Below are 14901 nucleotides of genomic sequence, written 5' to 3'. Positions count from 1 at the left end.
CCGAGATAGCGATGTTTTTCATCGCTGTGGCTCATCTTTCGGCGCCCAAGCGTGGTTTTCACCCTTCATAAGGATGTTTTTCATCCTTATGGCGGGGTTGCTCGGCCGTGGGCGCGAGTTAGCGATGTTTTTCATCGCTATGACTCATCTTTCGCGCGCCCCGCGTGGTTTTCACCCCTCATAAGGATGTTTTTCATCCTTATGAGGGGGTTGCTCGTCCGCGGGCGCGAGTTAGCGATGTTTTTCATCGCTGTGGCTCATCTTTTGCGCGCCACGCAAAATGATTAGCTAACCCATTTTTCCCTATGTCCCCGTCTTTTTATTATCAAAAGTAATGAATTACACTATATAACTTAGCCTAAAAGCATTCAGGAGTATAACTCTTGAAAGGCAAGGCGAAAATGAAAGTTATTACTTGGTAGAACTAGGTGGATGCTATCGATGAACAAATTTCTGCAGCGTTTTGCCCGGAAATATAATGAGGGCGCGCAACAAGACTCTCAAGCAAACATCAAACAAACCGATACACTTTCAGATAGCCTTCAGCAAAATATTAAGAAAATTTCTGAGTTAACTGGTAACAGTTCAGATATTTCCATTCGTGCGTTTCAAGGGGCCAATAGTTTACCTATGGCTATTGTTTATATTAACGGTTTAACCGATACCACGGTCATTAACGATAACATCATGAATCCGATCATGTCCGATGCAGAAGTTAACACAGCTGGGCAAAGGACAGTATCCGAATCTTTTACGGTGATTAAAGATAAGATTCTTACGGTTAGTTCCACAAATACAGTGAGTTACATTGATGACTTCATGTCGGCTTTATACAGCGGAGATACTATTATTCTCGCAGAGGGCTGGAATCAAGGCATTACTGCAAGTTCTGCCAAATGGATGCAAAGAGCCGTAGAGGAGCCCTCGTCTCAATCTGTTATTCGCGGACCCAAAGATGGATTCACCGAAAATATAAGCACGAATATAGCGCTGCTCCGGCGTAGAATCAAAAGTCCGAATCTATGGAAAATCGACCGGAAAATCGGGCGGGTGACACAAACGGACGTTAGTGTTATGTATCTTAAAGGGACGGCCAATGATTTAGTTGTGAACGAAGTGCTTCAAAGGCTGGATCGTATTGATATAGACAGCATATTGGAAAGTGGCTATTTGGAAGAATTTATTCAGGACCAAACCTTTACTCCATTTCCCACCCTCATAAACACGGAACGTCCTGACACAGTTGCGGCCTCCATCTTGGAGGGACAGGTTGCCGTTTTGATGGATGGAACACCATTTGCTCTTGTGCTGCCTATTACTTTTTTCAAGTTCTTCATCGCCAGCGAGGACTATTACCAGAGATTCGATATCTCTTCGTTTTTGCGTCTTTTGCGTTTCTTTGCGTTTACCATTTCTATGATTCTGCCTTCCTTATATATTGCAATTACGACTTTTCATCAAGAAATGATACCCACGACCCTTTTGGTCAGTCTTGCTGCACAAAGGGAAGGAATTCCTTTTCCAGCATTCTTCGAAGCATTATTGATGGAAATCACATTTGAGGTGTTAAGGGAAGCGGGGGTTCGAATGCCTAGAGCCATCGGTTCCGCAATTTCCATCGTTGGAGCTCTTGTTCTGGGACAGGCAGCAGTTGAAGCAGGTCTTGTATCGGCAGCTATGGTGATCGTGGTAGCCTTTACGGCGATCTCCAGCTTCGTCGTTCCGGCGTTTAACATCTCGATTGCTGCCCGATTGATTCGGTTCATACTAATGATTCTTGCCGCTGCACTAGGTTTGTTCGGGATTATGTCGGGGCTCTTTTTTCTCTTGATCCACATGTTGTCTCTACGCTCTTTCGGAGTTCCTTACATGACACCAATAGCACCTTTTGTGCCAAGTAACTTAAAAGATACTGTTGTAAGGGTGCCTTGGTGGATGATGGTCACCAGACCGCGTCTTTTCGCTAAGAATAATTATGTGCGCCAAAACGTAAACGCACATCCTAAACCTTCCGACAAGGAAAAGGAAAAGTAATCTTCTGTCATTCATACAACACGAAAATGGACATCAAAAGGGGATTAGGACATGAAGCGAGGGATAAACCTGCTGTTGATCATCAACATGTTATTAGTTAATAGTGGTTGTTCGAACCATATCGAACTAAACAAATTGGGGATCATCAGCGCAATCGCCTTTGATTTAGATGAAAGCAATCAATGGGTATTGACCTTTCAAATCATCATACCGAAGTCAACCCAGACTAAATCCGGTGGTGGCGGTTCCCAAGCTCCGGTTATCGTCTTTTCATCGAAAGGAAAGACCCTACAGGAGGCGATTCAAAAGAGTGATTTAGAGACACCTCGCCAGCTCTTTTTTTCTCATACTCGTGTTATTATTATTAGTCAACGTGTTGCTAAATATGGAGTCAACCAAATATTGGACGCTTACTTGAGAAGTTACGAATCAAGAGAAACTACGGATGTTCTCATTACAAATGGAGACGCGAAGAAAGTGTTAGAAATCCTTACGCCATTAGAAAACATTCCTGGAAACGCGATTTCCAATTTGATCAGTGGAGAGGGAAATAAACAAACCAACTTAGTTCAGTCCAAGTTAATCGATTTAATTTCCACAATGACCAATCCTTCCGCTAGCTCTACATTGCCGGAAATCAAAATCACGGGTGAGCAAGAGGCACAAGACTCTTTAGAAGCACTGAAAAAAACTCGAAAATCCGCCGTATTAAAATTGGATAGAGTCGGGGTATTTAAGCAGGATAAATTAGTAGGTTGGTTAAGTCGGAAAGAAAGCCTCGGCATTCCCTGGATAACAAATCACTTACAAAGAACAACCATCGTATTTTCTTGTGAAGGGGAGAGCCGAAGCGAACAGCTATCCTCCTTTTTAGTAGAAAAATCCCACGCAAAATTAAAACCAAACATTTCGAATGGTAATTTGTTCATGTCTGTAGAAATTGAAGCCAAGGGAAACTTGATCGAAACGGCATGTAATCTGGATCTGAAACAGTCGAAAACCTTGAAAAAACTGGAAAAACATATCCAGGAGCAAATAATAATTGAAGCAGAAAATTCCTTTCAAGCTCTGAAAAAAATGAAAACAGACACATTGGGCTTCGGGGACGCATTCCACAAATCTTACCCACAGGACTGGAAAAAACTAAGCAAGAACTGGGAGAATGAGTTCGCAGAAATAAGAATGGACGTTAAAGTTCATGTAACGATCCGACGAACTGGAATGATTGATGATTCTTTTTCCAAGATATCCGGTAAAAAAGAATGAGAAAAGGGGCTTCTAATGGAGCGGATCAGCAAATATCAATTGGGTGCGATGATTATCCTATTTCAAATAGGAAGCACACCTTTATTTGAATTAGGAATCAAAGCTGGTCAAGACGCCTGGTTGGTGGTCATTACTAGCGTGCTGTTAGGATTCATGCTGCTTTTTCTTTTTTTGATGATCCAACGAAGGGAACCTGAAAAAAATTTGAGTCAGCTTTTGATTCAATATTTCGGGTCATTTGTGGGGAAGTTTGTCTTATTACTTTATGTCCTGATGTTTTCTTACGAAGCCATGCGAAATGTGCGAGACTTTGGGGATCTTACCCTCTTGACCATTCTTCCGCGAGGTCCCATTTCCCTTATAATGCTGATTATGATAACTTTGTCGATCTATGCCATATACAAGGGAATAGAGGTCTTCTTTCGGTTGGCTGAATTTATCGTAGTTGGGGTGCTGACTTTTTATTTAATTTTGCTTATCATGCACTTTGTATCGGGTGTTGTTCATTTTGATTATCTTCTTCCGATTTTGGAAAATGGCATTCAACCAGTTTTAAAAGAAAGTATATCTAGCACTGTCTGGTTTCCATTTGGCCAAATGATGATTTTTCTCATGTTCTGGCGTTATTTAAACGAGAAGAAAGAGTTGGCTAAAACGTCGGTTCGATCTTTTTTTATATCCGGGCTGGTTATCCTTTTCTCGAACATAATGAATCTGATCGTTCTGGGTCCGCAACTACTTAAAATTAGTACTGTACCTTTATTACAAGCTGTTCAGTTGATTCAGATCGCCGAAGTATTCGAGCGTTTTGACGCATTTGTGATCTTACTTTTTTATGCTGGGATTTTTATCAAGGCAACATTATGGTTTTTGGCTGCCGTACTTGGGTTATCTCAGCTGTTTCAAACAGACTATCGAAGGTTTGCGCTTCCTGTTGGAGTCATTATTTTTATAACTTCCCTTCTCCCGTCAAGCTGGCAGTTGCATCTGGAGATTGGGAAAATCGTCGGGGAGCAGTTTATGTTAAATAAGATATTCATTGGAGTCATACCGGCCATTCTTTTTCTTGTTATGTTGATTAAAGGACAGGGGAAACAAATTAAAAGATAGGATAGAATTGAATATGGCTCAATAATGCAATAAAGAGGTTGTTCCCATTAGTCTTCAGAGACTGAGGGACAACCTCTTTGTTTTGGAGGATATATCGTTAAATGCATGTAATTAAATATAACGTGATTATTCGGATAATTATATGAAATGTTTATGAAAACGGAATATAAACCGAACGATCGATTGAAAAAACAAATAAATAGTTCGATTAATATAGGCATTATTGTAATTAACACTGAGGGAATTACAAATTATTGTTGATAAATACGAAGTCTTGATGTACATTAGTAATTAATATTCGTATGTTAGATAATATGACGTGCATTATTTGGAAAGCTCGAAAAATTGATTATTTTAGTAATTATATAACATTAAATGTTACTTTATTTCCGGACTAGGAGAGTGAATCACGATGAAGAAAAAAATTGTTTTAGTAGGAAATGGAATGGCTGGAGTCAGCTGCATTGAGCAATTGCTAAAGATTGCACCGAACCGCTACGAAATTACGATCTTCGGAAGCGAACCCCATCCAAACTATAATCGTATCCTACTCTCATCGGTTTTAGCCGGAGATGCGGATATGAAAGACATTGTCATCAACGACTGGTCCTGGTACGAAGAGAATCACATTACATTGCACACAGGCCAAACAGTTAACAAAATTGATACGGAGCGCAAGCTCGTCAGCACAGACGGCGGGATAACCGTACCCTATGATGAATTGATCATCGCGACAGGATCTCTGCCATTCATTCTTCCACTGCAGGGTGCGGACAAAGAAGGTGTCATTGCCTTCCGGGATATCAAAGATTGCGAGAAGATGATCGATACTGCCAAAAACTACAAAAAAGCGGTCGTCATCGGAGGCGGTCTGCTCGGGCTGGAAGCAGCTCGTGGACTATTGAACCTGAATATGGAAGTGTCGGTCGTTCACATTAATGAATACTTGATGAACCTCCAGCTCGATAGAACAGCATCTTTCTTGCTGCAGCAAGAGCTGGAACGCCAAGGTATGAAATTCTTGCTTAAGAAAAATAGCGAATTGATTCTTGGTAAAAAGCGTGTAACGGGTCTTCGTTTTACTGATGGATCGGAAGTCGAAGCCGACCTCATTGTTATGGCTGTTGGAATTCGTCCTAATATTGCGCTTCCGAAAAGCAGTGGCATCGTTATTAATCGAGGTATCGTCGTCAATGACTTTTTGGAAACGAATGTGCCGAACGTCTACTCCATCGGCGAGTGTGCTGAGCATCGCGGTGTAGCCTACGGTTTGGTCGCCCCGCTCTATGAGCAAGGCGCTGTGCTTGCCAAACGACTTGCCGGCGTAGAAACAGCAGGCTATCAAGGCTCCGTCGTATCAACCAAGCTGAAAGTATCGGGTGTGGATGTATTTTCAGCGGGCGAATATGCGGATAAGCCAGATACACGCGCTGTTCGCGTGCAGGACGATTTCGAAGGGATTTATAAGAAGGTCGTCATCAGAGAAGGCAAAGTCATCGGTGCGGTACTGTTCGGAGACATCAGTGACGGCTCCCGCTTGTTTGCAATGATTCGTAATGGCGAAGACGTAACAGGTAAAGAAAAGACGGTACTCTTAGGTGATGGTGGAGGCAAGGCCAAATCCGGAGTAGAGATGGTTGCTGCCATGAGCGAGGACGAGATCGTATGCGGCTGTAACGGAGTTTCCAAAGGTGCGATCGTGCAGGCGGTTCAGGAGAAAGGCTGCTCTAGCGTCAACGATATCAAAACATGTACCAAAGCGTCTGCTTCCTGTGGAGGTTGTAAACCGCTAGTGGCCGATGTGCTCACTTATGTCCTTGGAGAAGACGGTGTAAAAACTGTAAAGGAAGGCATTTGCGGTTGTACGACACTTGGACGCGACGAAGTCGTAGAAGCGATTCGCAGCATGAGATTGACCACCACGAAGGAAGTTATGAACGTACTCGAATGGTCCAACGTGGAAGGTTGCTCCAAGTGCCGCCCAGCACTGAATTACTATCTCGGTATGGTATGGCCGGAAGAGCATGAGGACGAAAGAGAGTCGCGTTTTGTGAATGAGCGCAATCATGCGAACATCCAGAAGGACGGTACGTACTCGGTCGTTCCTAGAATGTACGGCGGTGTAACGACACCGAAGGATTTGAAGAAAATCGCGGAAATCGCCGAGAAATATGAAGTGCCTCTTGTGAAAATGACAGGCGGACAGCGCATCGACCTACTAGGCGTCAAGAAGGAAGACTTACCCGGTATGTGGGCTGATCTGGATATGCCTTCAGGCTATGCGTACGGCAAATCGCTGCGTACAGTGAAAACGTGCGTAGGTTCAACGTTCTGCCGCTTCGGAACTCAAGATGCTATCGGCATGGGTATTCAGCTTGAGAAGAGATTCGAGGGTCTGAATACACCGGCAAAAGTGAAAATGGCTGTATCAGGCTGTCCGCGGAACTGTGCAGAAGCAACAATTAAGGACTTTGGCGTTGTGGCCATTGACGGAGGTTGGGAACTGCATGTCGGAGGTAACGGGGGGACAAAACTTCGCGGAACCGATTTACTGTGCAAAGTAAAGAGCGAAGAAGAAGTGCTTGAATGGTCCGGTGCTTACCTGCAATACTATCGCGAAACAGGGAAATACAACGAACGGACTGCCGAGTGGGTGGAACGCGTCGGTTTAGATACGATCAAAGAGGCGCTAGAAACCAAAGAAGATCGCACTGCACTTGTGGAACGCATTGAGAAAACGCTGGATCTGATGAAAGATCCTTGGAAAGAAATCATTGAACAGCAAATGCTGCGCGAGACGTTCGTACCGATGGAAGAGCAGTCAGCGGCAGAATTAGTTTAAAATAGGGGGGGATGACACATATGAAACGGGTTCACGTTGGGAATATTTCAGAAATTGCTGAAAAAAGGTCGAGGGTTGTTCGGATTGGATCCTTGGAAATCGCGATGTTTAAGCTTTCGGATGGTGCAGTCAAAGCTATTGAGAATCGCTGCCCACACAAAGCAGGTAAGCTTTCTGAAGGAATCGTTTGTGATCATCACGTATTTTGTCCTCTGCATGATTGGAAAATCGACCTGCATGACGGGCTTGTTCAAGCGCCGGATGAGGGCTGTGTAACGTCCTTCCAGGTGGAGATCGACGACGCGAGCGGAGATATGTATTTGCACATGGACAATCACCGGTAATCCAGCCAGAAGGATAAGGAATAATAACTTTTGTTATTGAGGTGACAAATAGATGGAAAAAAATAAAGGCAAAGTATTTTTTGTTGGAGCTGGGCCGGGAGATCCCGAGTTAATTACTGTCAAAGGTTTAAAATGTATTCAATCCTCTGATGTGATCGTGTATGACCGCCTTGCCAATCCGGAGTTATTAAATATGGCCCGTAAAGATGCGGAGTTCATTTATTGTGGAAAGCAGCCGAACCATCACTCGATTCAGCAAGAGGAAATCAATGAAATCATTGCTCTAAAAGCTCTTGAAGGAAAGATAGTTACTCGTCTAAAAGGTGGAGATCCTTGTGTTTTCGGACGTGTCGGAGAAGAAGCGGAGAAATTAGTTGAGCATGGAGTAGCATTTGAAATCATACCCGGGATTACTGCTGGAATCGCTGCGCCCGCTTATGCAGGCATACCTGTTACACATCGTAAGGTTGCTTCAACGTTTGCCATGGTAACCGGGCATTTGTGTCAAGACGACACGATATCACCTGACAAGTGGAAGGCGCTTGCTACCGGCATTGATACTATTGCATTTTATATGGGAATGGGAAATAGCACTTATCTGTGTAACCAGCTTATTCACTATGGTAGGAACCCTGAGACGCCGGTTGCAGTCGTATCTTGGGGGACAACCGAGGATCAAAGGACAATAATAAGTTCGTTAAATAAATTAGAGAAAGCACTACAGGAACAAAATATGCCCAACCCGGCTATCATCCTGGTTGGTGACGTCGTTCATTTAAGAGAAAGGCTTTCATGGTTCGCCGAAAATAGCAGAGATTGACCAGTGCCAAAATAAAGAATGATGATAGAAGCTCTTAAAGAGGCTGTCCCAAAATGATCTTTGGGACAGCCTCTTTTGTTAAATCTTATATAAACTTAAAAATCAAAATTATCAGGGTCTGGACCCACCCTGCGATGCTGATCAAGGGCAGAAATAGCTGCCATATCTGTATCATTTAATGAGAAATCAAAGATTTCCGCATTGGACTGAATGCGTTTAGCTTGAGTGGATTTCGGAATCGTTGCCCAACCGCTTTGCAACTGCCAACGCAGGACGATTTGGGCAACTGATTTTCCTACACGATCTGCGATGGCTTGGATGACGGGTTCATGCAAGATCTCTCCCTGCATCAGAGGTGCCCAAGCGACGGCTTGAATCTCGTTTTTATCTAAAAAAGATTTAAGTTCATTCTGAACGAGTCGCGGATGGCGTTCCACTTGGTTAATAGCCGGCTTCACAGTTGCTTGTTTGAGCAGATTTTCAAGGTGGTGGATGTTAAAGTTGCTAACTCCAATAGCCCCGACACGCCCTTCACTATACAGGAACTCGAGCGCTTTCCAGCTTTCTAGATATTTATTTTCAACAGGCCAGTGTATAAGGTATAAATCAAGGGATTCTAAACCTAGATTTTTTAAGCTTTTCTCATAAGCTGCTATAGTGCTATCGTAGCCTTGGTCTGCATTCCATAATTTCGAGGTGATAAACAAATCTTCACGTTGAAGGCCGGTCCGTTTCAAGCCACGCCGAATACCTTCTCCAACGCCTTCTTCGTTCTGATAAATAGCTGCAGTATCAATATGACGGTAGCCAACGACAATGGCTTCTTCAACGGCAGCAATGACGGTATCACCATCCTCCACCTGGAAAACGCCTAGACCTAGCCAAGGAAAAGCTTTACCATGATTTAATTGAATTGTATCTTGTAAGTTTTTCATTTGATTATCCTCCTAATATTGGGGTGAAAAATAATGTCCACCCGTTACTGTTTATTTGATAAAAGATGGTTTGGATGCGGTGGGAAATGCGGAAGCACGTATTCTCCAAGCTCATGTATGACCTCGCCAGCTGGTCGATCGCTGTCAAAGAGAGCAAAGAAGAGATGATTAACACCAATAGTTTTGTAAACTTCAATTAATTCGATTAGTTTATTCCTTCCTATTCGAAAACCAAGCCGAATGGGTGTTGCTTGTTCATCTGGATTTTCCGCTAAATCGAGATGCATAGGCATAGAGAATGGACGAAACTCCGTATGGTTATGGCGGGCAGCAGACTCTCGCCATGCCGTTATGGCTTCTAGCTGCCGCGTTGGTCCTTGTGGATAGTACATCCATCCATCGCCGTTCTGTCCAAGCCAATCGAGATCTTGCTGTGCAAAACCGGTAACCATAGTAGGAATTCTATGCTTCAGTTTTGGCACGAGTGTCGCTTGCTCGATATGACCATAACTGGAGTCAATCCTAGAATAGTGTTCATAAAGCGCTTTTTCTAGATAGGAAAAGGCTTCTCGGAACTGGCTGCCGCGGCTAGAATGATCTACGCCAAGTCCTTTGAAGTCAGCTCGTCTATCTCCGGATGAAATCCCCATGATGAACCTTTCAGGAAAGAGGGCTTCGATGGTAGCAACTTCTTTCGCCATCCTGAGTGGATGGCGAAGCGGAAGAACCAGTGCGGATGTTCCAATCGCAATTTGTTTTGTCTGACTAAGCAGGTGAGTAGCGAAAATTAGACTGTCATAAATTTGACCGACAGCCGGATCCCCAAATTGGGGATCTTCCAAAATAACGTCTCGGAGCCAGAGAGTTGTAAATCCATATCCTTCAGCAGCTTGAGCAAGATCAACCTGATTAGCCATCGTAGGTGTTTTCGATTGAAAGTTTTCTAATGGAATGTGGAGGCCAAGCGTTAACTCGCCTTCTTTGTACATCCTTTGATAAGTTTGATGATGCTCAAACATATAAATGCCTCCTATTATGATTTCCGTTCCAGCTTAGCAGAAATACCAGTGAGTAGGATGGCAACGAGAACCATTAAAGCACCAACCCATGGGGTATGAACAAGACCCATGGAGTCAATAACAACCCCACCGACGATCGAGCCAATAGCAATACCAACGTTGAACGCTGCAATATTGATCGCAGATGCAACATCGACAGCTGAAGGTACATACTTTTCAGCCAGTTGGACGACATATAATTGAAGACCAGGCACATTCATGAAAGCAAGCAAGCCCATTAAGATAACACCAATCACGCCAGCCACTTTAAATGGAGCAAGGAATGTTAAAAGGATTAGAACAGCTGCATGAATAATAAACATCCAAAATAGTGCGCGTAAAGGGTTCTTATTTGCTAATTTGCCACCAACAGAGTTACCGAATGCAACAGCAACACCATAAATGATCAAGATAATGTTAATCATGCCTGAACTTATGCCAGTCACATCGTGCAGGAGTGGAGTTAAATAAGTGAAAGCAACAAACGTCCCACCATAACCGAATGCCGTGATAAGAAAGCCCAGGACCAAACGGCCATTGGTGAGCAAACGGAACATATCTGAAAATTTAGCAGGTGGAGATTGCTTGAGATTTTTAGGGATGAGTGCGGCACTGGAAATGATCGCAATTACACCCAGTAAGGCAACGCCCCAGAAAGTCGCTCTCCAGCCGAAAGCTTGCCCGATAAATGTCCCCAAGGGAACACCGGTAACAATGGCGATGGTAAGTCCAGTGAACATGAGGGCAATGGCGCTACCCTTTTTCTCTGGAGATACCAGCTGAACAGCAATGGTCGCTCCAATGGAGAAAAAGACACCATGGGAAAATGCTGTGATGAAACGTGCAATAAGCAGTATTTCAAATGACGGTGAAAGTGCAGCGATAGCGTTACCGATGATGAAAACAACCATCAGCGACATGAGCAAGGATTTCCGGCTCATCCGATTGGTGAGCGCGGTGAGGATCGGGGCTCCGACCGCGACGCCAATCGCATAACCAGAAATAAGAAGGCCAGCTAGCGTAATGCCAATGTTCAAGTCATTCGCGATGGACGCGAGCAGGCCAACTGGAACAAACTCGGTTGTTCCGATTCCAAATGCGCTGATGGCAAGGGCAAGAAGCGCCCATGTTCCTGTTTTTTGCCTCACTTTATATTGTGCTGCAGATTGTGATAATGAATGGTTCATGTTTGCCTCCTAATTAGATATATTTTGAACAGCTGTTAGCTTTACTTTCGCTTCACAAGTGCTATTATAAAACCATTAAGTTGTTTTTGATAAGTACGTACTTTTAAGTACTATAGGTACTTTTAAGGTATATAGGCACTAAAAAGTACCCTTCGAAGTGAGTTACAAAGAGGTACCTCCTAAGTTAAAAACTTATTTTGTCCCGCATCAAAGGGACTACTCTTATAAGAGGTGTTTAGGATGTTAGATAAAGTATGGTGCCATTAATTCGGGGAATACTACTGATTAACGCAGCCCAAATGCACTTGAAGGAAATAGCTCAAAAATCAACTCCGTTGCCCGAAGGAATAGGCCTGCATCCACAACCTCTCTCGCTCAGCAAAAAAACGCCAAGCCCTTCAAATTCGAAGGCTTAGCGTTTTTGATTAGTCTTATTCATTCCCGTATAGTCTCTTTATTTCAGGAAGTATCATTTCTTCAGCAACGGTTTATTCGGCAAATAGTGTAAAGTACGGATATTACGTATTGTTTTGGTTTTTGCGCGCATGACAATGGAATGTGTTTCAGCTCGCTGATCTGGCAAATATCGCACGCCTTCCAAGAACTCGCCAGGCGTTACACCTGTCGCAGCGAAAATAACATCTTCCGTACCCACCATATCATCCATCGTCAAGATTCTATTAGGATCTTTAATGCCCATTTCAATACAACGGTCGTATTCGTTGCTGTCCGCAGGCATCAAACGACCTTGTAGCTCTCCACCTAGACATTTTAACGCTGCTGCAGCAAGCACGCCTTCTGGCGCCCCACCCGAACCAACATAAAGATCGATCCCTGCTTCAGGAAAAGCCGGAGCCATCGCGCCAGCAACGTCACCATCCGAAAGAAATTTAATCCTGACTCCAACAGTTCGCAAAGTTTTAACAAGCGATTCATGACGAACTCGGTCAAGTATCATAACCGTAAGATCTGAAACTTGCTTATTAAGGACCTCCGCTGCTTTCGCGAGTGTTATTTCCATAGGATCATTTAGACTTAGTATGCCAACTAGTGCCGGGCCAACAGCTAACTTCTCCATATACATATCAGGCGCATGAAGCAAATTCCCTTTTCCTGCTACGGCAATTACCGAAAGCGCGTTGTTCAAGCCTTTAGCTACAATATCGGTTCCCTCGAGGGGATCAACCGCGATGTCTACCTCCGGCCCGTTCATACTTCCTACTTGTTCACCAATATAGAGCATGGGTGCCTCATCCATTTCACCTTCTCCGATAACGACAGTTCCCCGAATCGATACCGAGTCGAACATAGCTCGCATGGCTGAAGTTGCAGCTCCATCCGCACTATTTTTATCTCCTCTGCCCATCCAAGGAGCTGAAGCTAATGCAGCCAACTCCGTTACTCGAACAATTTCCAACGCTAGTTCCCGTTCCATGGTTTCTCTCCCTACCTATATTTAGATTACACTAGCTTTCCCTACTTTAAAGTATGACATTCTATACTTTTAATTTACTTCATAGGTTCTGAAGCTCTGTTGCCATCGTTGAAAGCGCAGTTGCAGATGCATTAATTGAAAAGACTTCAAATACTGCTCTTCAGAGTCGATGAATTGTTTAAACAATGTACTTTTCCATTGTCATTCGTTGTATATGCGGAATTATATTTCTTTTGAATCGTTTTCAATTCTGTGATCGAGTCTCATCGTCAGTTCCTTTCTACTATTATTTCTATGCATGATGTTTTCAAAATAAACAAATACCGGGCTATTGCCAGCCCGGTATTTGTAGGAATAGAAGGGTGCTACGTTACTTCTTTCTTTGATAAGTTGGATCAAACCAAGGAAGAAATGAAATCGCGCGATCCAATCGGTAGCGCAATGTTATGGGATGGATGTTTAATTCGTCGGCTGTTTTTTTTAGTTGAAAGCCCATTCGTGCGAAGGTCAATAAAGTGCTAATCAGCACGTCACCGTTTTTAGTTCTTTGAAGCGGATTGGATTCGTCAAGAACGCGCTTCCCGCCGCCAATGCTGTTATTTTATTCCCATTGTGAAATCAATGAAAGCGGTTATATAATAGTATGACTTCTGTTAGGAGGAATCTTTTAGTGAAATTAAACGCATCGCAAGCTGCATTTTCGCAGATGCTGATTTCCGGGACGTTAGTGCACGAGGCTAGCTTCAACGAAATTCAAAATCGTCTAGGCATTGAAATATCTCCGCACGTTGTAATTGTTTTCTCCATCGACCGCTATTACGATTATGCCATAGGACAACCCTTTATTTGGCGAGCGGACATTGGGCATAAGCTTGTTAAAGCGCTTTATAAAGCCATAACCGTACCGTTCCTATGGGTGTGGGTATCCGAAGGCGTATTAGCTGCGCTCTTGGAGCTCAAGACTGACATCATATCGAAAGAAGCTTATTTGGGACTTACGCTGCAAATGGTTTACGAAACTCAGAATATTATGGACCAGCAAGGTTTTTCTGTTTCTGCCGGAATCGGTACCTATTATGATAACCCATATATGCTGCATTATTCCTATGAGGAAGCCAAGGAGTCTATGATCGATCGATTTTTTCAAGGAAATCGGCTTATTTTTCAATATGAAAAGAGAAGAAGGAATGAGAAGAAATGGGTTCAGGTCATCACCCATGAGGAGAAAATGGAGCTGCTCGGACGTGTAAGGATCGGTGATGAAGAAGGTTCTATCGTTTATCTGAAAATTTTGCTGGAGCGGCTAGCGCAAGCGTACAAGCATAATATTGACATGTTCAAATCGGAAACTTTCGACCTTATTATGACCGTATCAAGACTAGTGCTTGATGTGGGAGGAGATGCGTCTGAGCTGTTGTCGGGAAGCGCCAGAGTCATTCAAGATTTAAACAATACAATCCGTTATGATAAATACGTTCTGAAGGTGTGCGATTATTGGCGGAAGCTGGCAAGGCAGGTAGCGGAAGCACATGCGCGGGAGGCATCCCCCGTCATTCGTTCGGCCATCGAATATATGAAAGAGCATTTGCAAGAGAAAATTACTTTGGGGGAAATAGCACGTTATTGTTATCTAAGTACGTATCATTTCGCGCATTTGTTTAAGAGAGAAGTAGGCTTAAGCTTCGTCGATTTCCTGAATAAACTCCGCATTGAAAAGGCTGTTCACTTTCTAGAAACGACTGATTTACCCGTTCAAAACATTGCAGCTCAGGTTGGATTCCCGGATCCCAATTACTTTACTCGAAAATTTAAACTCTATATGAGCTGCAGTCCGTCAGAGTACCGCGCAGCAAAATTGTGCTAGTGTTCC

At 43.5% G+C, this 14901-nt stretch carries 12 protein-coding genes; 7 read left to right on the top strand and 5 right to left on the bottom strand.

Going from position 1 to position 14901, the window contains the following annotated elements:
• Positions 1-441 precede the first annotated feature (441 nt).
• The 6 genes from AC58UU_RS05470 to cobA all read left to right on the top strand — a co-directional run bounded on the left by AC58UU_RS05470 (position 442) and on the right by cobA (position 8416).
• Entirely contained in the window at positions 442-2034 is a 1593-nt protein-coding gene (locus AC58UU_RS05470) for a spore germination protein (RefSeq protein ID WP_497313709.1), read from the top strand.
• A gap of 51 nt (positions 2035-2085) precedes the next feature.
• Positions 2086-3300, top strand: a complete 1215-nt coding sequence (locus AC58UU_RS05465; protein WP_497313708.1) for a Ger(x)C family spore germination protein — start codon at positions 2086-2088, stop codon at positions 3298-3300.
• Positions 3301-3315: 15 nt separating this feature from the next.
• Positions 3316-4410, top strand: a complete 1095-nt coding sequence (locus tag AC58UU_RS05460; protein ID WP_497313706.1) for a GerAB/ArcD/ProY family transporter — start codon at positions 3316-3318, stop codon at positions 4408-4410.
• Positions 4411-4822: 412 nt separating this feature from the next.
• On the top strand, positions 4823-7252 hold the full coding sequence (gene nirB, locus AC58UU_RS05455; protein WP_497313704.1) for a nitrite reductase large subunit NirB: 2430 nt from the start codon (positions 4823-4825) through the stop codon (positions 7250-7252).
• Positions 7253-7272: 20 nt separating this feature from the next.
• Positions 7273-7596, top strand: a complete 324-nt coding sequence (gene nirD / locus AC58UU_RS05450; protein WP_497313702.1) for a nitrite reductase small subunit NirD — start codon at positions 7273-7275, stop codon at positions 7594-7596.
• A gap of 52 nt (positions 7597-7648) precedes the next feature.
• The gene (cobA, locus tag AC58UU_RS05445; RefSeq protein WP_497313700.1) at positions 7649-8416 is read left to right on the top strand and encodes a uroporphyrinogen-III C-methyltransferase; all 768 of its coding nucleotides are present in this window, start codon (positions 7649-7651) and stop codon (positions 8414-8416) included.
• A gap of 95 nt (positions 8417-8511) precedes the next feature.
• Here cobA and AC58UU_RS05440 read toward each other — a convergent pair whose 3' ends face one another.
• From AC58UU_RS05440 to AC58UU_RS05420, 5 genes are all read right to left on the bottom strand, one after another.
• The gene (locus tag AC58UU_RS05440; protein WP_497313698.1) at positions 8512-9351 is read right to left on the bottom strand and encodes an aldo/keto reductase; all 840 of its coding nucleotides are present in this window, start codon (positions 9349-9351) and stop codon (positions 8512-8514) included.
• A 44-nt stretch (positions 9352-9395) separates the two neighbouring features.
• Complete coding sequence (locus tag AC58UU_RS05435; RefSeq protein WP_497313696.1) at positions 9396-10370, bottom strand: LLM class oxidoreductase; 975 nt, start codon at positions 10368-10370, stop codon at positions 9396-9398.
• A 14-nt stretch (positions 10371-10384) separates the two neighbouring features.
• A complete protein-coding gene (locus AC58UU_RS05430; protein WP_497313694.1) occupies positions 10385-11596 on the bottom strand; it encodes an MFS transporter in 1212 nt (403 codons plus the stop codon).
• Positions 11597-12065: 469 nt separating this feature from the next.
• On the bottom strand, positions 12066-13031 hold the full coding sequence (glpX, locus tag AC58UU_RS05425; protein ID WP_497313692.1) for a class II fructose-bisphosphatase: 966 nt from the start codon (positions 13029-13031) through the stop codon (positions 12066-12068).
• A gap of 370 nt (positions 13032-13401) precedes the next feature.
• On the bottom strand, positions 13402-13560 hold the full coding sequence (locus AC58UU_RS05420) for a helix-turn-helix domain-containing protein (protein ID WP_497313690.1): 159 nt from the start codon (positions 13558-13560) through the stop codon (positions 13402-13404).
• A 141-nt stretch (positions 13561-13701) separates the two neighbouring features.
• Here AC58UU_RS05420 and AC58UU_RS05415 point away from each other — a divergent pair, with 141 nt between their 5' ends.
• Entirely contained in the window at positions 13702-14895 is a 1194-nt protein-coding gene (locus AC58UU_RS05415; RefSeq protein ID WP_497313688.1) for a helix-turn-helix domain-containing protein, read from the top strand.
• The last annotated feature ends 6 nt before the right edge of the window (positions 14896-14901 follow it).

The organism is Paenibacillus sp. JT22N1 (assembly GCF_059692155.1).
The sequence above is the reverse complement of the archived record's forward strand: the minus strand, read 5'-3'. Positions and strand labels throughout refer to the sequence as shown.

Coding starts and splice junctions, on each gene's coding strand:
- AC58UU_RS05470 (WP_497313709.1), top strand. CDS start 442: ATGAACAAATTTCTGCAGCGTTTTGCCCGGAAATATAATGAGGGCGCG.
- AC58UU_RS05465 (WP_497313708.1), top strand. CDS start 2,086: ATGAAGCGAGGGATAAACCTGCTGTTGATCATCAACATGTTATTAGTT.
- AC58UU_RS05460 (WP_497313706.1), top strand. CDS start 3,316: ATGGAGCGGATCAGCAAATATCAATTGGGTGCGATGATTATCCTATTT.
- nirB (WP_497313704.1), top strand. CDS start 4,823: ATGAAGAAAAAAATTGTTTTAGTAGGAAATGGAATGGCTGGAGTCAGC.
- nirD (WP_497313702.1), top strand. CDS start 7,273: ATGAAACGGGTTCACGTTGGGAATATTTCAGAAATTGCTGAAAAAAGG.
- cobA (WP_497313700.1), top strand. CDS start 7,649: ATGGAAAAAAATAAAGGCAAAGTATTTTTTGTTGGAGCTGGGCCGGGA.
- AC58UU_RS05440 (WP_497313698.1), bottom strand. CDS start 9,351: ATGAAAAACTTACAAGATACAATTCAATTAAATCATGGTAAAGCTTTT.
- AC58UU_RS05435 (WP_497313696.1), bottom strand. CDS start 10,370: ATGTTTGAGCATCATCAAACTTATCAAAGGATGTACAAAGAAGGCGAG.
- AC58UU_RS05430 (WP_497313694.1), bottom strand. CDS start 11,596: ATGAACCATTCATTATCACAATCTGCAGCACAATATAAAGTGAGGCAA.
- glpX (WP_497313692.1), bottom strand. CDS start 13,031: ATGGAACGGGAACTAGCGTTGGAAATTGTTCGAGTAACGGAGTTGGCT.